Origin of the sequence: Pectobacterium punjabense, from assembly GCF_012427845.1 — a bacterium.
In the GTDB taxonomy this organism is placed as follows: domain Bacteria; phylum Pseudomonadota; class Gammaproteobacteria; order Enterobacterales; family Enterobacteriaceae; genus Pectobacterium; species Pectobacterium punjabense.
In genome coordinates, this window is the sequence record NZ_CP038498.1 from 1998430 (window position 1) to 2020951 (window position 22522).

Sequence of the window (22522 nt, forward strand, 5' to 3'; positions counted from 1 at the left end):
CTCTATATTGTGTCACACCGCTGGATGCAAAAACGCCTCATCACGGCGGCAGCGGGGTGACTTGTTCTGCTTTTGCTGGAGAGCAATGCGAAGTGAATGACGCGATCCCACGCCCTCAATCAAAACCACAAAAAGCGGCTACGCCGCTGCTGGAAGTGCGTAACCTGACGAAGTCGTTTGATGGTCAGGCCGCGGTCGATGATGTCAGCCTGACGATTTATAAAGGCGAAATTTTTGCTCTGCTGGGCGCATCGGGCTGTGGGAAATCCACGCTGCTGCGTATGCTGGCAGGTTTTGAGCTCCCGACTCAGGGGCAGATTGTTCTAGATGGTCAGGATTTATCATTGGTACCGCCTTACCAGCGTCCTATCAATATGATGTTCCAGTCTTATGCGCTGTTCCCACATATGACGGTGGAAAAGAATATCGCCTTTGGCCTGAAACAGGACAAGCTGCCGCGTGCTGAAATCAAAGATCGTGTAGAAGAGATGCTGTCGTTGGTGCACATGCAGGAGTTCGCCAATCGTAAACCGCATCAACTTTCCGGCGGCCAGCGTCAGCGTGTTGCGTTGGCTCGTAGTCTGGCGAAACGTCCAAAACTGCTGTTGCTGGACGAACCGATGGGGGCGCTGGATAAGAAACTACGCGACCGCATGCAGCTTGAAGTGGTCGATATTCTGGAGCGTGTAGGTGCGACCTGTGTGATGGTGACACACGATCAGGAAGAAGCCATGACGATGGCAGGACGTATTGCCATTATGAACCGCGGTAAGTTCGTACAGATTGGCGAGCCGGAAGAGATCTATGAGCACCCGAATACACGCTTCAGCGCAGAATTCATCGGCTCGGTCAATATGTTTGAAGGGATATTGCAGGAGCGTCAGGACGAGGCACTGATCATCAAAAGCCCTGGGCTGGTGCATCCACTGAAAGTGGATTCGGATGTCTCGGTAGTGGATGGTGTACCGGTTTACATCGCATTACGTCCTGAAAAAATCATGTTGTGCGAAGACGTTCCGGCTGACGGCTGTAATTTCGCCGTGGGGGAAGTCGTGCATATCGCCTATCTGGGAGACTTGTCGATATATCACGTCAGGCTTAACAGCGGACAGATCATCAGCGCGCAGCTACAAAATGCCTATCGCTATCGTAAAGGCACACCGACCTGGGGAGATGAGGTTAGGCTGTGTTGGGATGCGGATAGCTGTGTGGTTCTGACGGTGTAGCGAGGAAGAATGTCATGACTTTATTTCCCGAACATCACACGGCGGAACCACCGGGCAAGGCCAGACTCTGGCTGCGTGTGCTGATGGCGCGCTGGCGTCAAAAACACGGGCGCAAGCTGGTTATCGCACTGCCGTATGTGTGGCTACTGCTGCTGTTTATGCTGCCGTTCCTGATCGTGTTCAAGATCAGTTTCGCTGAGATGGCACGTGCAATCCCGCCTTATACCGATCTGGTTTCCTGGATGGATGACAAGCTGGATATTTCCCTGAACCTTGGGAATTACCTGCACTTGTTGGACGATCCGCTGTATTTCGATGCTTATATGCAGTCGCTTCAGGTTGCGGCCGTATCGACGCTGTGCTGCTTATTTATTGGTTATCCATTGGCTTGGGCCGTTGCGCACAGTAAACCCTCAACGCGTAATATTCTGTTATTGCTGGTGATCCTCCCTTCATGGACGTCGTTTCTGATCCGCGTCTACGCCTGGATGGGGATTCTGAAAAATAACGGTATCTTGAATAACTTCCTGCTGTGGCTGGGCGTGATTGATGAACCGCTGATCATTTTGCACACCAATTTGGCGGTTTACATTGGCGTGGTGTATTCCTATCTGCCGTTTATGGTGTTGCCTATTTATACCGCGCTGACGCGGCTGGATTATTCGCTGGTGGAAGCGTCGTTGGATCTGGGCGCGCGGCCGCTAAGAACGTTCTTCAACGTGATCGTTCCGCTAACGAAAGGCGGTATTATTGCGGGTTCGATGCTGGTGTTCATCCCCGCGGTGGGGGAATACGTGATTCCAGAACTGCTTGGCGGGCCAGATAGCATTATGATTGGCCGTATCCTGTGGCAGGAATTCTTCAATAACCGAGATTGGCCGGTGGCATCTGCTGTCGCGATCGTCATGTTGTTGCTGTTGATTATACCGATTATCTGGTTCCATAAACATCAGAGCAAAACTGCGGAGGGTGAAGCGTGAATAATTTACCTGTTGTTCGCTCGCCGTGGCGTATTGTGATTTTGGTACTGTGTTTTACCTTCCTCTATGCGCCGATGCTGATGCTGGTGATCTATTCGTTCAACAGCTCCAAGCTGGTTACCGTATGGGCTGGATGGTCGACGCGCTGGTATATCGAGCTGTTTCATAATACGGCGATGATCAGCGCGGTGCTCTTGAGCCTGACGATTGCCGCCGCCTCGGCCACAATGGCTGTGATTCTTGGGACGATCGCCTCCGTAGTGATGGTGCGTTTTGGCCGTTTCCGTGGTGCCAATGGCTTTGCGTTTATGCTGACGGCACCGTTGGTGATGCCGGATGTGATTACCGGGCTGTCGCTGCTGTTGCTCTTTGTTGCCTTAGGTCATGCTATCGGGTGGCCAGCAGAAAGAGGAATGTTCACTATCTGGCTGGCGCACGTCACATTCTGCACCGCGTATGTCACCGTGGTGATCAGCGCGCGCCTGCGGGAACTGGATCGTTCGATTGAAGAAGCGGCGATGGATCTGGGGGCGAATCCGCTCAAAGTCTTCTTCATTATCACGGTGCCGATGATTGCCCCAGCGCTGCTTTCCGGTTGGCTGCTGGCGTTTACGCTGTCTCTGGACGATCTGGTTATCGCCAGCTTCGTGGCAGGGCCTGGCTCGACGACGCTGCCTATGTTGGTGTTCTCCAGCGTTAGAATGGGGGTTAATCCACAAATTAACGCATTGGCTTCTCTGATATTGTTAGTCGTTGGTATTATTGGGTTTATCGCCTGGTGGTTTATGGCAAGGGCAGAGAAGCAGCGCTATCGTGATATGCAAAAAGCGAGACGTGGCTGATTCGATTTCACTCCGTAATTTGTTAGCCTAGCGAAGATATCCAGCAACGCCGCCAGAGTATGGGGGCGTTGTTGTTTTATACGACTATCAAGTTTTATATCAGCACCACGTTTTATATTGGCATCGAATTTCATATTGATGCTGTATTTTTGGCCGATTATGGCTGCATGAAGGGAGAGCGTTGAAATTCTGTACACGAAGAAGGAAATGACGCAACGCAAAGTGTATGCCCCGGTGCCAGTGATGGTGGCGGGGATTGCGATTATTGCTACCCGTTTTTTGGGGATTGTGCTGCTGGTATGGGAGCTAGGGTTAAGCGATTTGAGCGGCTGGATTGGCAGCAACGCGGAAGCCTGGGATTCGACACTGGTATTATTGTTATCGCTTATTATTGTCGGCATTGAAATTCGTTGTGGTTTTGCCGTTTTGGCGGGTGTTAACTGGGGTCGATGGGGTTATGTGGCCTGCCAGGGGCTGGTGGTGTGTTACCTGCTTCTCGCATCCCTGAGCGAATTTATGCCAGCGATATTCCATATTTCAGGGGAAAATAACGCCGCCGTGCTGCATCAACTCCTGCTACAGAAGATCCCGGATCTTCTGGTGATGGTTTTACTGTTTCTGCCACGACGCAGTAAGCGCTTTTTTCTGCGCCAGAAATAGATATGTCTACCTCCTGAGCCATCTGGCTACTGGCGTCGCCCATGAGTAAGCGAAAAGGTCGCGGGGTGATGCCGTCAGGATGGTATAATCCTTTCATTCTGTATTTCTTCTTATAGTTAGATTGTTTATGCATTGTGCCCGCTACAGCACGGGAACCTGTCGTTCCTGCCAATGGTTGGAAAAAGCCTACCCACAGCAATTGTCTGATAAGCAGCAGCACCTTGAAAGCCTGCTGCAAGCGCACGCTGTGCAGCGTTGGTTGCCCGTGCAACCTTCTGCGCAGTCTGCATTTCGTAATAAAGCCAAAATGGTGGTGAGCGGCAGCGTGGAGCGCCCGCTGTTGGGAATGTTACACCGTGATGGAACGGCGGTAGATCTCTGTGATTGCCCGCTTTATCCGTCCAGCTTCGCACCAGTTTTCGACGTGCTTAAAGTTTTCATCGCTCGTGCGGGATTGACGCCGTATAACGTGGAACGCCGTCGTGGAGAGCTGAAATACCTGCTGCTGACGGAAAGTACGCAGCGCGGGACGTTCATGCTGCGCTTTGTCTTACGCTCGGAAACCAAGCTGACGCAGTTGTGTGCTGCATTGCCCTGGCTACAGCAGCAGCTGCCGCAGCTTGAGGTGATATCCGCCAATATCCAGCCGGTCCATCAGGCGATAATGGAAGGGAAAACGGAAATCATCCTGAGTGAAGCTGCCGCGTTGGCCGAACAGTTCAATCAGGTGCCGCTGTATATCCGTCCACAAAGTTTTTTTCAGACGAACCCGCAGGTGGCGGCCGCGCTGTATGCGACAGCACGCGACTGGGTTGCCGAGCTGAATATCACCAGCATGTGGGATCTGTTTTGCGGAGTAGGGGGTTTTGGCCTGCACTGTGCCTCCCCCGAGATGCGTTTGACGGGCATTGAAATCAGCGCCGAGGCGATAGCCTGCGCCCGCCGCTCTGCGGAGCAGTTAGGGTTGAGGCAGGTAGAGTTTCAGGCGCTGGATTCCACGCAGTTCGCGACAGGTAAAGCAGAAATTCCCGAGCTGGTGCTAGTCAACCCGCCACGTCGCGGTATCGGCAGTGAACTGTGCGCTTACCTGAGCCGGATGGCACCGGACTATATTCTCTACTCCAGCTGTAACGCTGAAAGCATGGCGAAGGACATGACGGAACTGGCGAATTACCGCGCGCTACGCGTGCAGCTGTTCGATATGTTCCCGCACACGGCGCACTATGAAGTGCTAACGTTATTAGTGAAATATAATATTGAATAAGAAAATATATTCGTCAAATAGAGAGGGATTTTATGATTGGTTTTTTTATTATTTTCATCTTTTTCATACTCCTCCTCACCTGGAATGTCATGTACGGTTTTGTTTATAGAAAGCCTCTCTTCATGATCGCTATTGGATTATGTTTTTGTTTTACAGGTGCCATTGTTATTTCTTCGTTTGATATATTGGAACCTCTGGAGATTTTTAAGGACGTAAAATTATCACTTTCCGTTGTTAATTATACCATTGCTGCTGCGGGAGGCAGTTTGATTGCTGGTGGACTTATGTTGAAAGCTCAGCACGCGGCACGAAATGAAAAAATAGCAGCGGAAAGAATCTTTTATCTTGAAGTCAAAATGGTAAATGAACTTATCAAATCTTTTGAAGAAAAAATGAAAAAGGCAGATAGCTTAGAGGCGAATGAATTTAAACAAAAATTAAGAGATGAAAAAATATTGATATATAAAATAATTTTCGAATTGCAAGAAAAGAAGAGAAAACTAGATAAGCTTGAATATGAATAAGTAGCAAGTACGTAAGCATTGGATGGTTTTACCACCCAATGCTTGTTTGACCTTATTGCGGGAACCATTTGTCGTTAATAGTTTTGTACGTGCCGTCGGCTTTGATGGCATCCAGCGCTTTATTCAGTTTTTCCAACAGCGCCTTGTCATCGGGACGGACGGCGATGCCTAATCCGGTGCCGAAGTATTCAGCGTCAGTTACATGCTCGCCAACTGTTGCTAACTCAGGGTTGGTCTTAATCCACTCGTTGACGACAGCGGTATCACCGAATACACCGTCGATACGGCCATTTTTCAGATCCAGTACTGCGTTCTGGTAGCTGTCATAAGAGACGGTTTGGACTTCCGGGTGCTTATCGTGCATGTATTTCTGGTGCGTCGTGCCGTTTTCCATACCAATACGTTTGCCTTTCATCGCGGCAAAGTCGCTGAATTTCCCTTTTTGCGCGATAACGACAGCGGAGTTGGCGTAGTAGGGCTGGGTGAACGCCACCTGCTTGCTGCGCTCTGGTGTGATATCCATACCGGAAATCACCGCGTCATAGCGGCGGAATTTCAGTGCGGGGATCAGGCTGTCAAACGCCTGATTGGTGAACGTACAGGTCGCTTGCATTTGTTTGCACAGCGCTTTCGCCAGATCCATATCAAAACCGACAATTTCGTTGCTGGCATCCAGTGACTCAAAGGGCGGGTAGGTGGCTGATGACGCAAAACGGATGGTGTCTGCCGCGGTAGCGCTGAAGGTGATTCCTGCTAGTAAGGTGGCGAGCACTAATTTTTTCATTACCTACTCCTGTCTGTTTTTCTTATAAAATAGTTACGCGGAAACATTCCGACGTCATGGCGATTACCATGCCATTAATTGAATTTGTATGCAATTAAAATGATTAATAAGTCGATTTTTTGCATGTTTCTACAGCAGCAGGCAATAAAAATTTCCGGGAGAAATTTTTAACGTTGCATGAGCAACGGCCCGTAAGGCGGCGGACAGGGATGGCACGCCATAAAAAAAGCAGGCTATCAAAGCCTGCTTTCTAAGGGGTGAAGTGCGGTAAGTATCAGTTACGGCGTTCGAATACCAGCGAACGGCGTTCAACCCAGCGCATCAATAATGTCAGTAAACCGTTGACACACAGATAGATAATTCCGGCTGCGCCAAACACCATCACATCATATGTCCGGCCGTACATCAGTTGGCTATAACCCATGACTTCCATCAGCGTGATGGTATAAGCCAGCGACGTACTCTTAAATACCAGCACCACTTCGTTTGAATAAGAAGACAGCGCGCGTTTAAATGCGAACGGCAGCAAAATGCGTAATGTCTGCTTCTGATTCATTCCCAGAGCGGCGCAAGATTGCCACTGTCCGGCAGGAATAGCTTTTACTGCTCCGTAGAACAACTGTGTGGTATACGCCGCGCTATTGAGTGCCAGCGCCACCATCGCACACAGCCACGGTTGTGACAGCAAGCTCCACAGCCAGGGGATTTGCTGGATAGAGGTAAATTGCCCGGGGCCGTAGTAAATCAGGAAGATTTGCACCAGCAGCGGCGTGCCGGTAAACAGCGTAATGTAGCCTTTCGCCAACAGCGATACGACAGGCGTTTTGAGCGTCAGCACGACAGTCAGCAGCAGTGACAGCACCAGCGCCACGACAATCGAGACGGCAGTTAATGTCAGGCTGGTATGCAGACCTTTTAATAGCTCAGGTAAATAAGCGAGCATCAGGATGGTCTCCGCTCAAAACGCGTGGTATGTAGGTCAATGCGTTTCAGCACATACTGACTTAACAGCGTAATCACCAGATAGATAGCCGCCGCGACGACGTACCAGGTGAAGGGTTCCTGTGTCCGTGTAGCAATGCTTTTGGTTTGCAGCATCAGATCGTTAACGCTAATCAGCGAAACCAGCGCGGTATCTTTCAGCAATACCAACCACTGATTACCTAATCCCGGGAGGGCATGACGCCACATCTGCGGCATGATCAGACGGAAAAAGATCGCGGATTTACTGAGCCCCAGCGCCTGACCTGATTCCCATTGTCCCTGTGGTACCGCTTTTAGCGCGCCACGCAGCGTTTGGGATGCATAGGCCGCATACAGCAGCGCCAGTGCAATTACGCCACACAGAAATGGGCTGATTTCAAACATGCCGATATCCAGTTTTACTGGAATCTGCACAATCCAAAGATTCAGGGTAAAGCCGTCCGCCAACATCAACAGCAGTTGGGAAGACCCGAAATAGATAAACAGCACCACCAGAATTTCTGGCAGGCCGCGCAATAATGTGACGACCGCTGTACCCGTCCAGCTAACGATTTTCCAGCGGACGGTTTCCCAAACGGCAAACAGCATCGCCAGCACAAGGCCGAGCACCAGTGCACAAACGGCAAGGCCGACGGTCATCCCGGCGGCGCTTGCAAGAGGTTGAAATTCAATCATTGAGCGTCAGATTACTGCTGGAACCATTTTTTGTAGATGGTTTCGTAAGTACCATCCTGCTTGATTTTGTTGAGCGCATCGTTGAATTTTTTCAGCAGCTCATCGTTATTCTGGCGCACGGCGATGCCCAGACCGATACCGAAGTAACCTTTATCCGTCACGCTTTCACCAACGGAGGCCAGCGTATCGTTCTGCTTCAGCCATTCATTAACCACGGCGGTATCGCCGAAAACTGCATCCAGACGACCGTTTTTCAGGTCCAGTACCGCATTCTGGTAGCTATCGTACGGCACGGTTTTGATATCGCTGTGTTTTTCCATCAGGTATTTTTGGTGAGTGGTGCCATTTTGCACGCCAACACGCTTGCCTGTCAGCGCCGCAACGTCGGCAACTTTCCCTTTCTGGGCGATAAACAGAGCGGCGTTATCATAGTAAGGTTGCGTGAATGACACCTGCTGCTGACGCTCTGGGGTGATATCCATTCCTGCGATGACGGCTTCAAAACGGCGGAATTTCAGACTAGGGATCAGGCTATCGAACGCCTGATTGCTGAACGTGCAATTTGCCTGCATTTCTTTGCACAGTGCATTAGCCAGATCGATATCAAAACCTTGAATCTGGTTATTGGCATCGACAAATTCGAACGGAGGGTAGGACGCTTCAGTCGCGAAACGAATGGTGTCTGCGGCGTTGGCGGATACGGTACCCGCGGCGAATAAGGCTGCAATAATCAATTTTTTCATTATCATTTTCCTGATAGTAATCAATGTGACAAATAACCAGCGAATTCAGGCGTCTGCGGCTGCGTAAAGTGCGTCGCATCCCCTTGTTCAACGATGCGGCCATTTTCCATATAAACGACTCGGCTAGCCGTTTTACGGGCAAATTCGACTTCGTGGGTCACGATCACCTGCGTAATACCGGTCTGCGCCAACTCACGGATGATGTTGACGACCTGTGCGGTAATCTCAGGGTCCAAAGCGGCAGTAGGTTCATCAAATAACAGAACCTGAGGTTCCATCATCAGCGCACGGGCAATAGCAACACGCTGCTGCTGCCCGCCAGAAAGATGAAGAGGAAAGCGATCGGCAAAATCATTGAGGCGCAGACGTGTCAGCAGCTTGTCCGCACGCGCTCTGGCTTCTTCTTTACTCAGCCCCAGCACGCGGCAGGGCGCTTCAATCAGATTCTGCGCCACGGTCAGATGCGGCCATAAATTGTATTGCTGGAACACCATCCCGACGTTCTGACGCAATTCACGGATTGCGCTGTCGGACGGCGTACGCTGAAAATCAAACTGATTACCGGCGATGGAAAGCGTGCCAGAGCGTGGCATTTCCAACAGATTAAGAACGCGTATCAACGAGCTTTTGCCCGCTCCGCTAGGACCGAGAAGAACCAGCGTTTCACCCGCAGGACACTCTAAGGTGATATCAAATAGCGCCTGGTATGTGCCGTAGAAACAGTTAATGCCGTTTAGTTGAATACTCATGCGTAAGAATTGAATAGACATTGATGCGGCGAATGTTAACGTTGGCAGAATAGTTATGCAATCACCGTGGGTTAAAATTTGCCAATAAGCGATTTGTTGGTTAAATAATAGCACAAAATAATGGCTTACGGCTTAGGGACACGGTTTCCCATTGCAGGCATTCGCTGAGCCGTACTGATATGCAGTAATAAGGAGACAACATGCAATTATCCACCACCCCGAATCTGGAAGGTTTCACCATTACTGAATACTGTGGCGTCGTGACGGGCGAAGCCATTCTGGGGGCGAACATCTTCCGTGACTTTTTCGCCAGTATTCGTGATGTCGTCGGTGGCCGTTCCGGTGCCTATGAGAAAGAGCTGCGTAAGGCACGGCAGATTGCGTTCAAAGAGTTGCAGGAACAAGCTGAAGATTTAGGCGCGAACGCCATTGTGGGTATTGATCTCGACTATGAAACCGTTGGGAAGGATGGCAGCATGCTGATGGTGACCGTCAGCGGTACGGCGGTAAAGGTTCGCCGCTAGCCGGTGAAAGGATAACGATAGGTGGCGGAAAATCAGCACAATAGCGGAATAACAATGTTGAAATGGGCGAGTTGCATTGCGTTGGCGCTGTTGGCGGGGTGCCAATCTGTCTCTTCCTCGTTGCAGGAACAGAATAATTATGTGCTGGAGACCGTATTGCAGTCGCGTGCTCAGGAATCTCGTATCCGTTTTTTGGTGATTCACTACACGGCAGAAGACTTTGCCACCTCGCTGAATATTCTAACGGACGAGCACGTCAGCGCTCATTATCTTATTCCTGCGCACCCTCCATTACAGCACGGCAAGCCGCTTGCGTGGCAATTGGTACCCGAATCTCAGGCTGCCTGGCATGCGGGAGCCAGTAGCTGGCGCGGGTTTAGCCGATTGAATCATTCCTCGATCGGTATTGAGATCGAAAACGCGGGTTATCAGCGCACCTTGACGGGCTATACGTGGGCGCCGTTCACCGGCTCGCAGATTCAGCTCGTGACCGCGCTCGCCCGCGATATTGTCGAACGTTACCAAATTGCGCCGCAGAACGTGGTGGCGCACAGCGATATTGCTCCACAGCGGAAACAAGATCCCGGGCCGCTTTTTCCCTGGCAGGCGTTAGCTCAGGCGGGCGTTGGTGCCTGGCCGGACGCACAGCGCGTGGCGTTTTATTTGAATGGACGGCAGCCGATGCAGCCAGTAGATGAAGCCGTGCTATTGGAAAAGCTGGCGCGTTATGGTTATTCGGTGCCGGAAACGATGACGGCGCGTGAAAAGCGGCAGGTGATTGCCGCTTTTCAGATGCATTTTCGACCTGATAACTATCAAGGTCAGCCAGATGCGCAGAGCGAAGCGATTGTCGACGCGCTGCTGGAAAAATACGGCAGCCGCTAAACCGTTTCCTTCTCTGCTAATTTCGCAATACGCGCCGCCATGCCACGGAAGATAAACAGGTGAGCGGGCATCATCAAAAACCAGTAGACCAGTCCGTTAAATCCAGAAGGATGCCAGCGGGCGCGGACATCCACGGTTCGATGAGTGCCTTTGTCCGTGATAGTAAAGTTGAGTTTCCCCAGCCCCGGTGCTTTCATGCCGAATAGTAGCACCAACTGACGCTGCGGTTTGATCGAGATAACTTTCCAGCCATCAATCTTGTCGCCCACTTCCAGCGTCGGGCGATCGGGGCGTCCATAAGTTACGCTGTTGCCGCAAAGATCGTCCAGCCGGGCGCGGATGTTCCACAGTGTATTCGCGTAAAAGTAGCCTTCTTTGCCGCCGACCTGCTGGATGACTTGCCAGAGCGACTGACTGGAGGCTGACGTCTCCATCGTATGGCCCGCCTGTTTAGGGTAAAAGCCGTAATTTGGCTTCCAGCGCGCGCGGACTTCGGTGTCATCTCCCCAGTCGGCCTGCTGTACGCTCTCCATTTCGCTTTGCAGCGTGAGGCGTACGGCGTCATCAAAGCTCATCAATTGTTGTGGAATCAACGTCTGTAGTGCGTGCCCATCGGCCTGTAAATCGTGCTTTAACCCTTGAATCAAGGCGCGGGCGATGGACGGGGGAACCGAGGTCACCAGATGCAGGAACCAGACAGACACCAGATGCGTTGGCATAGGAACGGGGATCAGCAATCTGCGTTTGCCGCTGATCTGAATGAAGCGTTCGAACATGGTTTGATAGCTGATGTATTCGGGGCCTGCGGCATCCATGATGCGATTTTCTGTCGCCGGGTGATGCACAATGTCGATGAGATAAACCAGCAGGTTTTCCAGCGCAATCGGCGACGATTTAGAGCGCACCCAGCGCGGCGGCGTCAGTATGGGCAGGTTATAGACCATATCGCGCATGATTTCGAACGCTGCCGACCCGGCGCCGATAATGATGCCCGCGCGTAGCTCCGTGACGGGAATGCCGCTACTGCGTAATACATCACCCGTGATCTGGCGCGCCAACATGTGCGGTGAGGTGTCATCTTTCGCCTGAAGCGAGCCCAGATAGATAATCTGTTTTACGCGGCTGGAGGCCAGCGCCAGCAGAAGATTCATGGCAGCCATGCGCTCTCTGGCGACGAAATCTGCGCCGTCGCCCATGCTGTGCACCAGATAATAGAGCGTCTCTGCGCCCCACAGGCCATCAGGCAGGCTTTCTGGCTTGGTGAGGTCAACCTGCTGGCAGTCAACGCCTGGCCAGTTACGTGATGCAAGGGATTCGGTATTCCGACCAGCAGCGATCACTCGGTTGCCCTGCTTGCTCAATCGCTCGGTTAAATGGCGGCCAATGTAGCCAGTTGCGCCCAGAATCAGGATCGGGGCTGAAGGAGATGTCATGCGCCAGCGGCTCCACAGCAAAATATAACCATGGCTTACTATAACGGGGAAAAAGAAGAAAGTGAGGAAAAGTGTGCGGCAACAGGGGGATATTTAACACGACCTACCTGCCCGATAGCCGTCGCTATCAGGCAGAAGGGGGTAAAACGGGAGGGGATCAAGCCAGAACGGTATCGCCTTGCAACTGGCAGCTACAGGCCAGAACATAACCTTGCTCAATCTCGGCAGGCGTCAGCGTCATGGTACTGCTGGTGGTGTAATTGCCAGACAGCACACGGGTTTTACAGCTCCCACAAACACCGGCGCGACAGGCGGCAAGAACCTGCACCTTATTCGCTTCGAGTGCGGCCAGCAGGCTGATACCCACCGGCACACGTAGGTTCTTCAGCGGACGGCTGATGGTTAGCGTGAGTTGGTCGGCATCTTCATCCACGACGTCATCCGTCGGGCGGAACTGCTCTTTAAAGATACGGTTGGAAGCCACGCCAAGCTGCTGACTCAGGGTTTCAATCTGGTTCATGTATGGCGCTGGGCCGCAGGTCATCACGGTGCGGTTGGTGATATCCGGCACACGTTCGACCAGCAGGTCACTGCTGATACGTCCGGCAAGGAAACCGGGCGCAGCGTCAAATTCTGCCATCAGCGTAAGATGCAGTTGCTGCGGATAACGCTGCACCAGATCTTGCCATTCGTTGGCGAAAATCACCTGCTGCGGGTTGCGTACGTTGAAGATAACGTGGATATCGGTTTGCGGTTTGTTTGCCAGCAGCCAGCGGCACATCGACATAATCGGCGTGACGCCACAGCCTGCTGCGGCCATCAGGTAGCGATCGCTGACTGCGTTGGTACAGGTAAATTCGCCCTGAGCATCGGACAGCCACAGATAATCACCGACTTTTAGCGTTTGAGTCAGCCAGCGGGAACCGACGCCGTCATCCAGCCTTCTCACCGTCAAGGTAATGAAACGGCTGAGGCCCGGAGAAGATGAGATCGTATAAGCCCGTAGCGTCTCCTCGCTGTTAGCAATGCTGACAAGTGCATACTGACCCGGCTGATACGGATAAAAATCATGATTAACCAGTGATATCGTCCAGACATCCGGCGTTTCCTGGGTAATCGAGTGCACCTGCATACGGTTAGAACAAAGCGGTGTCGGCCCAGCGTGTGGTACTGGCATCGTCATAGTCAATCTCCATAACAAACGGATACGGTGAAGCGTGTAAAGATAGCGGCCCATAAAAAAGGGGCTTAGCGTGAGGCATCAATGCCGATACCTCACGCTGTGTGACGAGGAACGCGCTCCTCCGTCCGCATTGATTCATCAAGCGGCCAGAATGGTGTTCATGTCTTGTTCAACGGTGGTAATCGCCCGCATACCGAATTTGTCGTTCAGAATGGCAAGCAGATTGTCCGTCAGGAAGCCCGGTGCAGTTGGCCCGGTGTAGATGTTCTTCACGCCGAGAGACAGCAGGGTAAGCAGGATGACAATCGCCTTCTGTTCAAACCATGACAGCACCAGACTCAGCGGCAGGTCGTTGACGCCACAGCCTAATTTTTCCGCCAGTTTGACGGCCAGAATAATGGCCGCGTAGGCATCGTTACATTGGCCGACATCCAGCAGACGTGGCAAGCCTTCCAGCGTACCGAAGTCCAGTTTGTTGAAACGGTATTTACCGCATGCCAGCGTCATGATCAGGCAATCTTGTGGAACGTTCAGCGTGAAGTCGGTGAAGTAGCTACGTTCTTCACGGCTGCCATCACATCCGCCAACGAGGAAGACGTGGCGCAGTTTTTTCTGTGCAACCAGGTCGATCACCGTATCGGCTGCGCTCAGCAGCGTTTCACGCCCAAATCCGACGGTGATCATGTGCTCGATTTCGCTGTACGGGAAGCCAGCCAGACCCTGAGCCTGTTTGATAACCGGGCTGAAATCGTCACCTTCCAGATGGTTCACGCCCGGCCAGCCGACGATGCTGCGCGTCCAGATACGATCGCCGTAGTTACCTACGTTAGGATCGATAATGCAGTTAGACGTCATGACGATCGCGCCAGGGAATTTGGCAAACTCAGTCTGTTGGTTCTGCCAGCCGCTGCCGTAGTTACCTGCCAGATGCTTGAATTTTTTCAGCTCTGGGTAACCGTGTGCCGGCAGCATCTCGCCGTGTGTATAAATATTCACGCCGGTGCCGTCGGTTTGCTCCAGCAGCATGCGCAGGTCTTTCAGATCGTGACCAGAAATCAGAATGGCTTTACCGGCAATCGGACGCACGTTAACAGAGGTCGGCTGTGGGTGGCCGTAAGCATCGGTTTCGCCCCGATCGAGGATTGCCATGACGTTGAAGTTCATTTTACCGATGCCCATCGCGTTGTTCAGCAGGGTATCAACATCGGCTGGCTGTGTGCCCAGCCACGCCATGAAAGCATGATATTCGGCATAGAGTGCGTTGTCATACTGACCGAGAACGTGGGCGTGCTCCATATAGGCTGCTGCACCTTTCAGGCCGTAGAGGTTAAGCATACGTAAGCCGTGAACGTCATCACCGATGATGGCTTTATCGCTATCCAGCGCAAATTCTTCCGCCTGTTGCAGTAAGGTCGGAATATCGTTGCCAGCGAGTTGCAGTGCTGCCATTGGGTGATCGACGGTTGCCGTGGCATCGTGCAGACGGCAGCGAACCGCCAGCGATTCGCGCAGAGTGATGGCTTCCTGTGCGTAGCCAATAATACGTTGGGAATCGAAGTTAACGTTGGTCAACGTAGAGAAGAAGGCGCGTGGCGCAAAACTGTCGACATCATGATCGATAATATCCAGCTCGCGTGCTTTCAGCGCCCAGGCAGAAAGCCCTTGCAACACAGCGACCAGCAGGTCTTGCAGATCGGAGGTTTCTGCGGTTTTACCGCACATGCCCTGCGCGTAAGAGCAGCCGTTTCCAACAGGGGTACGAATCGTTTGTTCACATTGCACACAAAACATAATGACTTCCTTTTTTAAGTTGCATTTAAAATGCTTGTTTAAAGCATAGTGTCAGCCGAGGCAGGTAAAAAGGCTTTTTTACTGCAACTTTAGGTAAATTTGATTTAGCGCAATTTTGATGATGGGCAATGAAAATCACTCTCAATCACGGCCCATAAACGAGAGTGAAAACGGTAAAGCGTAGGCTCTTATGAGGTAAAGAACGCCATCAATATGGGGGCGGCGAGGCTTAATAAAAAACCGTGTACGATAGCAGCCGGAACGATATCGACCCCCGCGCCGCGCTGTAAAACGGGCAGGGTGAAATCCATCGATGTTGCGCCGCAAAGACCCAATGCACATGAGCGATTGCGCTGCGCCAAGGTCGGAATCAGCATAATTGCCAACAGCTCGCGGGCCAGATCGTTGAAAAATGCCGTACTGCCGATGACGGGCCCGAGGGCGTCGGTCAGCAGAATGCCAGATAACGAATACCACCCGTAGCCGGATGCCATCGCCAGGCCCGTTTTCAGCGGCAGTCCCAGAAGCCACGCGGCAAGCAGGCCGCCACCGAGTGCGCTGATACCGACGATGAGCGCAATGACCAGCCCGCGACGGTTTAACACGATTTGGCGCAGCGTCATTCCGCTGTTACGCAGTTGAATACCGACCAGAAATAGCAGAAAAATCAGCGCGTACTCACTGCCTTTGCTGGCGTAGGCGAATCCTGACCATTGTGTTAATCCCAGTAAAAATCCACCGCAGACGACGCCGCAGAGCGTGAACGATTCAAGAATCATACGCAGGCGGGAAAATGGGGCGGCGTTTTTAAATTTGCTGTGCCATACGCTACGTTTTTCCCACAGCCACAGTGCAATGCCGTTTGCGGCGAGAATGCAAAAAGCGAAGACGGCCGTGTAGCGAAAAATCAGTAACAAATTGCTGCTGAGATCTTCCAGAAAAGACAGGCTCATTCCCATCAAAAACAGAATAACGTACACCATCCAACCCAGTAGTTGGTTAACCCACTGTAATGCTTTTTTGGCATGTAGCGGCACCAGATAGCCAATGATGAGCGGTAGTAAAATAATTAACAATCCTGAATACATCACAGAATCGGCGTCCTTACGCGAGAAAAATGGTGTTAACCCGTATGTTAGCGTTACCGGGGTTGTTGTTATCAGACCATGGGGCTTTCTTCTTCATTTCTACCCCGACAAATGCTGGCTCGGAGGAAATGTAAACCGTGAGTGGGCAACCGTCGTGGGATTCATCGGCTACACTTGGCGGGAAGAAACACGATAATCTATTAAAATTAAACAAATTATCGGGGTGAGTAAAGCGTTGTTTGGCAGGATATTCTGCATGATGGCTATCCTGACAGCAGAAAACCGTAGGCAGTCGCTACAGGAGATATGGATGCATCTGGAAAGTATTGAAATCCTGGGATTTCGGGGAATCAATCGTCTGTCGCTGGTACTGGACGAAAATAATGTGCTGATTGGTGAGAACGCCTGGGGGAAATCCAGCCTGCTGGATGCGCTTTCGCTGCTGCTGGCACCCACATTACCGCTTTATCATTTTGATATGCAGGACTTTCACTTCACGCCGGGGGATGAAAACAGTCGGGAAAAGCATCTTCAGGTTATTTTCACCTTTTGTGAGACAGCCCCTGGTCATCATCTCTCTCCTCGTTATCGCTCGCTGGGCCCTGTTTGGGTTGAGGGCGATGCGTCGCTACACCGCGTTTTTTATCGGCTTGAAGGGGAAGTGGACGAAAGTCAGTCAGTTTTCACGTGGCGCAGCTTTCTGGACGCCGACGGGCACCCGATACCGCTGGATGATATTGACGAACTGGCCAGAGAAATCATCCGCCTGCATCCGGTGTTGCGGCTACGCGATGCGCGCTTTATGCGGCGTCTGCGTTCGGGGACGTTGGCGGCGACGTTAGATAACAGTAATGAAAAACTGGCTCAGCAGTTTGAGCAACTGATGCGAGAGCTGGCGCAAAATCCGCAGAAATTGACGGATAAAGAGCTGCGTCAAGGTTTGGTAGCAATGCGGCAACTGCTGGAGCACTATTTTTCCGAGCAGAATTCCACGGGTAACGACCGCCGTCATCATCGTCATGCGCGAACACACAATGGTAAATCGTGGCGATCGCTGGACAATATCAACCGCCTGATTGCCGACCCCAATAGCCGCAGTCGCCGGATTATTCTGTTGGAGCTATTCTCCACGCTGTTACAGGCAAAAGGGTCCGTAGCGTTGCATCCTCATGCTCGTCCGCTTTTGCTGATTGAAGACCCGGAAACCCGCCTGCACCCGATCATGCTGTCAGTCGCCTGGGGGCTCCTGATGCAACTGCCACTCCAGAAAGTGACGACGACCAACTCTGGGGAGTTACTGTCTCTGGTGCCGATGGAGCAGGTGTGTCGTTTGGTGCGGGAATCTTCACGCGTTGCAACCTATCGGATTGGCCGTCAGGGAATGAGTGCTGAGGACAGTCGACGTATCGCTTTTCACATTCGTCTGAATCGACCGGCTTCGCTTTTTGCCCGTTGTTGGCTGCTGGTGGAAGGGGAGACAGAAGTCTGGATGTTGAATGAGCTGGCACGCCAGTGTGGTCATCATTTTGAGGCGGAAGGGGTGAAAGTGATTGAGTTTGCCCAGTCAGGCATCCGGCCATTGTTGAGATTCGCACACCGTATGGGAATCGAATGGCATGTTCTGGTCGATGGCGATGATGCAGGGAAAAAATACGCGGCGACGGCGAGAAGCCTGCTATCTGCACAGAATGAGAGCGAACGCGATCATCTGACCGTCTTGCCTGCATCAGATATGGAGCACTATATGTACCGCGAGGGATTCAGTCAGGTTTATCACCGTATTGCGCAATTGCCGGAGAAAGTACCGCTGTCGATGCATAAAATCATCATCAAGGCGATCCATCGTTCATCCAAGCCTGATTTGGCGATTGAAGTCGCGCTGGAGGCGGCGGCAATGGGCAGCGATGCAATCCCTCCGCTCATTCGTAGCATGTTCTCTCGTGTGCTGTGGCTGGCGCGTGGGCGGGCCGATTAATATTATGCCAAGATAAAAATGCCGTTCAGTATAGTGAACGGCATTTGTCGCATTATATTTTTTACTGTTTAGCGTCGTGTATTCTGAGTAGAAGTGTAGGGTGTGGAAGGAATCAGGATATGGCCTCGACGATTTGTGGGACGATCAGGCAAGCATGATTGCCTTTCGGCCCCTGATGTACGTCAAACCTGACAACCTGTCCGGCTTTTAGCGTTCGGTAGCCATCCATCTGAATAGTTGAGTAGTGTGCGAAGATATCGTCACCGCCCCCTTCTGGACAGATAAAACCAAACCCTTTGGCATTATTGAACCATTTAACAGTACCTGTCTCCATGCATTGACATCCTTCGCAAGAGTATTCTTTTTCAGTAAGGTGTGGTTATTTGGTTACTACGGATACGAATTGATTAAAACCCCATCAATTCATCCGTACACTTTAGTGAAATCGATCTCGACGTCAAGCAATCTACCGTGGGGTAGGTGAGGGAGTTTGTCAAAGTTTGATGCAGATAACGCTATTGCCTTACCCGCGAGCGCGGGGTGTAATCAAGATATCGAGTGTTGGCCTTGAATTTTACTTTCTGGGAACCATTTATTCCCTCAGGTGGTAAAATAAAAAGTAGACGTGCTACTGTGAATGTAGAGATACCTGTAATGTCGATCGTTTAAGGATCGAGATACCGGGGCTACCACGGAGCGAGGCATCCCTACGGGAGCCTCATCCCCGTGTTTCCCCCTAAAACCAGACTTAAATGGCCAACATTAAGAGATACCCGTCATCTTTCAAGTCGCAGGTGCGCCTTTCCTGCTTCTCTGATTTATTGGTAATAAACAGACCAATGTCGTGAGTCACGGCATTCGTTACATGATGTGGATAGAGAATGGGAAACAACAGCACGTGGTCACAATCTGAGAACCTGACCGCTGATAAACAGAAAGAGCAATTGCAGCCGCCATCCATGTATAACGTGGTGTTGAATAACGATGATTACACCCCGATGGAATTTGTTATTGACGTTCTGCAAAAGTTCTTTTCTTATGATATTGAACGTGCCACACAGCTTATGTTAACTGTGCATTATCAGGGTAAAGCAATTTGTGGCGTATTCAGCGCTGAAGTGGCTGAGACCAAGGTCGTACAAGTCAATCGTTATGCCAGAGAAAACGAGCACCCGCTGCTCTGTACGCTGGAAAAAGCCTGAAGTCAGGCGATTTATTGGGAGAGGTGCCTATGCTCAATCAAGAACTGGAACTCAGTCTCAACATGGCTTTCGCCAGAGCGCGTGAGCACCGACACGAGTTTATGACCGTGGAGCACCTGTTGCTGGCTCTGCTCAGTAATCCTGCCGCGCGTGAAGCGTTGGAAGCCTGTACGGTAGATTTAGCCGCACTGCGTCAGGAGCTGGAAGCCTTCATTGAACAGACCACACCAACATTACCGCAGAGTGACGATGAGCGCGAAACTCAGCCGACGCTTAGCTTCCAGCGCGTATTGCAACGCGCCGTCTTTCATGTGCAGTCTTCTGGCCGCAGTGAAGTGTCAGGTGCCAACGTTTTGGTCGCCATTTTTAGCGAACAGGAATCTCAGGCCGCCTACCTGCTGCGCAAGCATGATGTTAGCCGCCTGGATATTGTGAACTTTATTTCTCACGGCACGCGTAAAGAAGAAACCGATCAGGCGCCAAACCCTGAAAGTCCCGTCAATGAAGAACAGGCAGGAGGGGAAGATCGTATGGAAAACTTCACCACCAATCTGAATCAACTGGCTCGCGTTGGCGGTATCGATCCGCTCATTGGCCGGGATAAAGAACTGGAGCGCACGATTCAGGTGTTATGCCGCCGCCGTAAGAATAACCCGCTGCTGGTTGGCGAGTCCGGTGTGGGCAAAACCGCCATTGCTGAAGGGCTGGCCTGGCGTATTGTGCAGGGCGATGTACCGGAAGTGATGGCGGAGTGCACCCTGTATTCACTGGACATCGGTGCGCTGCTGGCCGGCACCAAATATCGCGGTGACTTTGAAAAACGATTCAAGGCGCTGTTGAAACAGCTGGAGCAGGATAAAAATAGCATCCTGTTCATTGATGAAATCCACACGATTATCGGTGCGGGTGCTGCATCAGGTGGTCAGGTTGATGCCGCAAATCTGATTAAACCGCTGCTTTCCAGCGGCAGAATTCGCGTCATTGGATCTACCACCTATCAGGAGTTCAGCAATATCTTTGAAAAGGATCGGGCGCTGGCGCGTCGTTTCCAGAAAATCGATATCACTGAACCTAGCGTGGAAGAAACCATCCAAATCATCAATGGTCTGAAGCCGAAATATGAGGCTCACCATGATGTTCGTTATACCTCGAAAGCCGTTCGTGCGGCGGTAGAACTGGCGGTGAAATATATCAATGACCGCCACCTGCCGGATAAAGCCATCGATGTGATTGATGAAGCGGGCGCGCGCAGCCGTCTGATGCCAGCCAGCAAACGTAAGAAAACGGTCAACGTGAGTGATATCGAATCCGTTGTCGCGCGTATCGCCAGAATTCCAGAAAAAACGGTTTCTGCCAGCGATCGTGATGTGCTGAAGAACCTCAGCGATCGCCTGAAAATGCTGGTGTTTGGACAGGATAAAGCCATTGAAGCGCTGTCTGAGTCTATCAAAATGAGCCGTGCAGGATTGGGTCAGGAGCGTAAACCGGTAGGTTCCTTCCTGTTCGCTGGCCCTACGGGGGTCGGTAAGACGGAGGTGACGCTGCAATTGGCGAAAGCGCTGGATATCGAGCTATTGCGCTTTGATATGTCCGAATACATGGAGCGTCATACGGTCAGCCGCTTGATTGGTGCGCCTCCAGGCTATGTCGGCTACGATCAGGGCGGTTTGCTGACGGATGCGGTGATCAAACATCCTCATGCGGTGCTGTTGTTGGATGAGATCGAAAAAGCGCATCCCGACGTCTTTAACCTGCTGCTACAGGTGATGGATAACGGTACGCTGACGGACAATAATGGCCGTAAAGCGGATTTCCGTAATGTCATTGTCGTTATGACCACTAATGCGGGCGTGCGGGAAACACAGCGTAAGTCCATCGGTATCATTCATCAGGACAACAGTTCGGATGCGATGGAAGAGATCAAGAAAGTGTTTACGCCAGAATTCCGTAACCGCCTGGATGGTATTATCTGGTTTAACCATTTGTCGACCGACGTTATCCAGCAGGTTGTTGATAAATTTATCGTTGAACTTCAGGCGCAGCTGGATGCGAAAGGCGTATCGCTGGAAGTCAGTGATGAAGCGCGTAACTGGTTGGCGGAGAAAGGCTACGACAAAGCGATGGGTGCCCGACCTATGGCGCGCGTGATGCAGGAAAGCCTCAAGAAACCGCTGGCCAACGAGCTGCTATTTGGTTCGCTGGTGGATGGGGGCTCTGTCACGGTGGAACTGGATAAAGAGGCGCAACAGCTGACGTATGGCTTCCAAAGTGCGCAGAAGCGTAAAGCGGAAAGCGTTAATTAATCGATACTGCGTGTTGTCTAAGAGGGATGCTGATGCATCCCTTTTTTATTGGGTGCGCCGACGACAATTGATATCTATTGTTATAGAACATCGGGAGCAATGAACCCAGCTACAGGTCTCCTCTGGTTAGGAAATATTGCTTGTATCCGTCGCGCAGACTCTCAATCGGTGCCCATCGGGATCTATGGCAACAAAGGTATAACCGAACTCAAGATTGATTGGTTCGAGTGCAAACTTTACGCCTAATTCTTTCCATTCCTGATATATCGTGTCTACATCATCGGGGGTGACATCGGACAGGCAAATTTCAAACCCACCAAATTGGGCTTGAGGTTTTGGATCAATTCCTGATTTAGACTGAATGCCTAAAATAAACTCGGGGGAGAGGGGGGAAAACAGAGAATTCTTCGTAGGTTTCTAACGGTTCTGATTTTAATATTTTCTTGTAAAATTCAGTGCTTAATGAAACATCTTCAACATAAATGATTAAGCTATTTGGTTTAAACATGTCACGTCCTTATATGAGCATTTCATCAATCATATCGTTAATTTATATCCATACTAACTATACTCGTCATACTTCAAGTTGCATATGCGTTGGCTACGTTCAAATACTCGCCCCGAAGGGCCAACGCTTCGCGTTGTTCAAAACGTTAACGTTTTGTCCTGAAACTCGAATTATTTGGAGTATATATGCCAATTATCTT

General features: G+C 51.3%; 22 protein-coding genes. 11 read left to right on the plus strand and 11 right to left on the minus strand.

What is annotated here, in order from left to right; translation table 11 throughout:
• Window positions 1–92 precede the first annotated feature (92 nt).
• The 6 genes from potG to E2566_RS09020 all read left to right on the plus strand — a co-directional run bounded on the left by potG (window position 93) and on the right by E2566_RS09020 (window position 5496).
• On the plus strand, window positions 93–1226 hold the full coding sequence (potG, locus tag E2566_RS08995) for a putrescine ABC transporter ATP-binding subunit PotG (RefSeq protein WP_107169778.1): 1134 nt from the start codon (window positions 93–95) through the stop codon (window positions 1224–1226).
• A 14-nt stretch (window positions 1227–1240) separates the two neighbouring features.
• Window positions 1241–2206: a putrescine ABC transporter permease PotH gene (gene potH, locus E2566_RS09000; RefSeq protein WP_107169777.1), complete on the plus strand. Its 966-nt coding sequence runs from the start codon at window positions 1241–1243 to the stop codon at window positions 2204–2206.
• Window positions 2203–3048 carry a putrescine ABC transporter permease PotI gene (gene potI, locus E2566_RS09005; protein WP_107169776.1) on the plus strand — a complete coding sequence of 282 codons (846 nt, stop codon included), beginning with the start codon at window positions 2203–2205 and terminating at the stop codon, window positions 3046–3048. Before potH ends, potI begins: the two co-directional genes overlap by 4 nt.
• 207 nt (window positions 3049–3255) lie before the next feature.
• Entirely contained in the window at window positions 3256–3708 is a 453-nt protein-coding gene (locus tag E2566_RS09010; protein WP_107169775.1) for a YbjO family protein, read from the plus strand.
• A gap of 127 nt (window positions 3709–3835) precedes the next feature.
• On the plus strand, window positions 3836–4972 hold the full coding sequence (rlmC, locus tag E2566_RS09015; protein WP_107169774.1) for a 23S rRNA (uracil(747)-C(5))-methyltransferase RlmC: 1137 nt from the start codon (window positions 3836–3838) through the stop codon (window positions 4970–4972).
• A gap of 89 nt (window positions 4973–5061) precedes the next feature.
• Entirely contained in the window at window positions 5062–5496 is a 435-nt protein-coding gene (locus E2566_RS09020; protein WP_133169867.1) for a hypothetical protein, read from the plus strand.
• 52 nt (window positions 5497–5548) lie between these two features.
• On the opposite strand, the gene artJ (E2566_RS09025) is transcribed toward E2566_RS09020, so the two are convergent.
• The 5 genes from artJ (E2566_RS09025) to artP all read right to left on the minus strand — a co-directional run bounded on the left by artJ (E2566_RS09025) (window position 5549) and on the right by artP (window position 9431).
• Window positions 5549–6280, minus strand: a complete 732-nt coding sequence (artJ, locus tag E2566_RS09025; protein WP_039300743.1) for an arginine ABC transporter substrate-binding protein — start codon at window positions 6278–6280, stop codon at window positions 5549–5551.
• A gap of 274 nt (window positions 6281–6554) precedes the next feature.
• Entirely contained in the window at window positions 6555–7223 is a 669-nt protein-coding gene (gene artM / locus E2566_RS09030) for an arginine ABC transporter permease ArtM (protein ID WP_048260655.1), read from the minus strand.
• Window positions 7223–7939 (minus strand): arginine ABC transporter permease ArtQ, encoded by a 717-nt coding sequence (artQ, locus tag E2566_RS09035; RefSeq protein ID WP_107169772.1) that lies wholly within the window; start codon window positions 7937–7939, stop codon window positions 7223–7225. The genes artM and artQ overlap by 1 nt, the downstream gene beginning before the upstream one ends.
• Window positions 7940–7950: 11 nt before the next feature.
• Window positions 7951–8682 (minus strand): arginine ABC transporter substrate-binding protein, encoded by a 732-nt coding sequence (gene artJ / locus E2566_RS09040; RefSeq protein ID WP_107169771.1) that lies wholly within the window; start codon window positions 8680–8682, stop codon window positions 7951–7953.
• A gap of 20 nt (window positions 8683–8702) precedes the next feature.
• Window positions 8703–9431 carry an arginine ABC transporter ATP-binding protein ArtP gene (artP, locus tag E2566_RS09045; protein ID WP_280527918.1) on the minus strand — a complete coding sequence of 243 codons (729 nt, stop codon included), beginning with the start codon at window positions 9429–9431 and terminating at the stop codon, window positions 8703–8705.
• A 200-nt stretch (window positions 9432–9631) separates the two neighbouring features.
• Here artP and E2566_RS09050 point away from each other — a divergent pair, with 200 nt between their 5' ends.
• Window positions 9632–9955 carry a heavy metal-binding domain-containing protein gene (locus E2566_RS09050; protein WP_005967367.1) on the plus strand — a complete coding sequence of 108 codons (324 nt, stop codon included), beginning with the start codon at window positions 9632–9634 and terminating at the stop codon, window positions 9953–9955.
• Window positions 9956–10009: 54 nt separating this feature from the next.
• On the plus strand, window positions 10010–10840 hold the full coding sequence (locus tag E2566_RS09055) for an N-acetylmuramoyl-L-alanine amidase (RefSeq protein WP_107169769.1): 831 nt from the start codon (window positions 10010–10012) through the stop codon (window positions 10838–10840).
• Here the strand turns inward: E2566_RS09055 and E2566_RS09060 are convergent.
• The 4 genes from E2566_RS09060 to E2566_RS09075 form a co-directional block, all read right to left on the minus strand.
• A complete protein-coding gene (locus E2566_RS09060) occupies window positions 10837–12273 on the minus strand; it encodes a DUF2867 domain-containing protein (protein ID WP_107169768.1) in 1437 nt (478 codons plus the stop codon). The two genes, E2566_RS09055 and E2566_RS09060, sit on opposite strands and share 4 nt — an antisense overlap.
• 157 nt (window positions 12274–12430) lie before the next feature.
• The gene (gene hcr / locus E2566_RS09065) at window positions 12431–13456 is read right to left on the minus strand and encodes an NADH oxidoreductase (protein ID WP_107169767.1); all 1026 of its coding nucleotides are present in this window, start codon (window positions 13454–13456) and stop codon (window positions 12431–12433) included.
• 138 nt (window positions 13457–13594) lie between these two features.
• Window positions 13595–15247 carry a hydroxylamine reductase gene (gene hcp, locus E2566_RS09070; RefSeq protein ID WP_107169766.1) on the minus strand — a complete coding sequence of 551 codons (1653 nt, stop codon included), beginning with the start codon at window positions 15245–15247 and terminating at the stop codon, window positions 13595–13597.
• Window positions 15248–15435: 188 nt separating this feature from the next.
• A complete protein-coding gene (locus E2566_RS09075) occupies window positions 15436–16335 on the minus strand; it encodes a LysO family transporter (protein ID WP_107169765.1) in 900 nt (299 codons plus the stop codon).
• Window positions 16336–16645: 310 nt separating this feature from the next.
• Between E2566_RS09075 and E2566_RS09080 the strand changes: the two genes are divergently transcribed.
• Window positions 16646–18310, plus strand: coding sequence for an ATP-dependent endonuclease (locus E2566_RS09080; RefSeq protein WP_107169764.1), 1665 nt, complete (start codon window positions 16646–16648; stop codon window positions 18308–18310).
• Window positions 18311–18422: 112 nt separating this feature from the next.
• On the opposite strand, the gene cspD is transcribed toward E2566_RS09080, so the two are convergent.
• Complete coding sequence (gene cspD, locus E2566_RS09085) at window positions 18423–18644, minus strand: cold shock-like protein CspD (protein ID WP_005967383.1); 222 nt, start codon at window positions 18642–18644, stop codon at window positions 18423–18425.
• 547 nt (window positions 18645–19191) lie between these two features.
• Here cspD and clpS point away from each other — a divergent pair.
• Together clpS and clpA are read left to right on the plus strand one after the other, a co-directional pair.
• Window positions 19192–19512, plus strand: a complete 321-nt coding sequence (gene clpS / locus E2566_RS09090) for an ATP-dependent Clp protease adapter ClpS (RefSeq protein WP_107169763.1) — start codon at window positions 19192–19194, stop codon at window positions 19510–19512.
• 29 nt (window positions 19513–19541) lie between these two features.
• Window positions 19542–21815, plus strand: coding sequence for an ATP-dependent Clp protease ATP-binding subunit ClpA (gene clpA / locus E2566_RS09095; protein WP_107169762.1), 2274 nt, complete (start codon window positions 19542–19544; stop codon window positions 21813–21815).
• Between the two features lie 126 nt (window positions 21816–21941).
• Here the strand turns inward: clpA and E2566_RS21970 are convergent, their stop codons facing one another.
• The gene (locus tag E2566_RS21970) at window positions 21942–22214 is read right to left on the minus strand and encodes a VOC family protein (protein ID WP_338091623.1); all 273 of its coding nucleotides are present in this window, start codon (window positions 22212–22214) and stop codon (window positions 21942–21944) included.
• Window positions 22215–22522 lie beyond the last annotated feature (308 nt).

Coding starts and splice junctions, on each gene's coding strand:
- E2566_RS09075 (WP_107169765.1), bottom strand. CDS start 16,335: ATGTATTCAGGATTGTTAATTATTTTACTACCGCTCATCATTGGCTAT.
- E2566_RS09010 (WP_107169775.1), top strand. CDS start 3,256: ATGACGCAACGCAAAGTGTATGCCCCGGTGCCAGTGATGGTGGCGGGG.
- artJ (WP_039300743.1), bottom strand. CDS start 6,280: ATGAAAAAATTAGTGCTCGCCACCTTACTAGCAGGAATCACCTTCAGC.
- clpA (WP_107169762.1), top strand. CDS start 19,542: ATGCTCAATCAAGAACTGGAACTCAGTCTCAACATGGCTTTCGCCAGA.
- E2566_RS09080 (WP_107169764.1), top strand. CDS start 16,646: ATGCATCTGGAAAGTATTGAAATCCTGGGATTTCGGGGAATCAATCGT.
- artQ (WP_107169772.1), bottom strand. CDS start 7,939: ATGATTGAATTTCAACCTCTTGCAAGCGCCGCCGGGATGACCGTCGGC.
- artP (WP_280527918.1), bottom strand. CDS start 9,431: ATGAGTATTCAACTAAACGGCATTAACTGTTTCTACGGCACATACCAG.
- E2566_RS09060 (WP_107169768.1), bottom strand. CDS start 12,273: ATGACATCTCCTTCAGCCCCGATCCTGATTCTGGGCGCAACTGGCTAC.
- rlmC (WP_107169774.1), top strand. CDS start 3,836: ATGCATTGTGCCCGCTACAGCACGGGAACCTGTCGTTCCTGCCAATGG.
- E2566_RS09020 (WP_133169867.1), top strand. CDS start 5,062: ATGTACGGTTTTGTTTATAGAAAGCCTCTCTTCATGATCGCTATTGGA.
- E2566_RS09055 (WP_107169769.1), top strand. CDS start 10,010: ATGTTGAAATGGGCGAGTTGCATTGCGTTGGCGCTGTTGGCGGGGTGC.
- E2566_RS09050 (WP_005967367.1), top strand. CDS start 9,632: ATGCAATTATCCACCACCCCGAATCTGGAAGGTTTCACCATTACTGAA.
- potH (WP_107169777.1), top strand. CDS start 1,241: ATGACTTTATTTCCCGAACATCACACGGCGGAACCACCGGGCAAGGCC.
- hcr (WP_107169767.1), bottom strand. CDS start 13,456: ATGACGATGCCAGTACCACACGCTGGGCCGACACCGCTTTGTTCTAAC.
- artJ (WP_107169771.1), bottom strand. CDS start 8,682: ATGAAAAAATTGATTATTGCAGCCTTATTCGCCGCGGGTACCGTATCC.
- hcp (WP_107169766.1), bottom strand. CDS start 15,247: ATGTTTTGTGTGCAATGTGAACAAACGATTCGTACCCCTGTTGGAAAC.
- artM (WP_048260655.1), bottom strand. CDS start 7,223: ATGCTCGCTTATTTACCTGAGCTATTAAAAGGTCTGCATACCAGCCTG.
- clpS (WP_107169763.1), top strand. CDS start 19,192: ATGGGAAACAACAGCACGTGGTCACAATCTGAGAACCTGACCGCTGAT.
- cspD (WP_005967383.1), bottom strand. CDS start 18,644: ATGGAGACAGGTACTGTTAAATGGTTCAATAATGCCAAAGGGTTTGGT.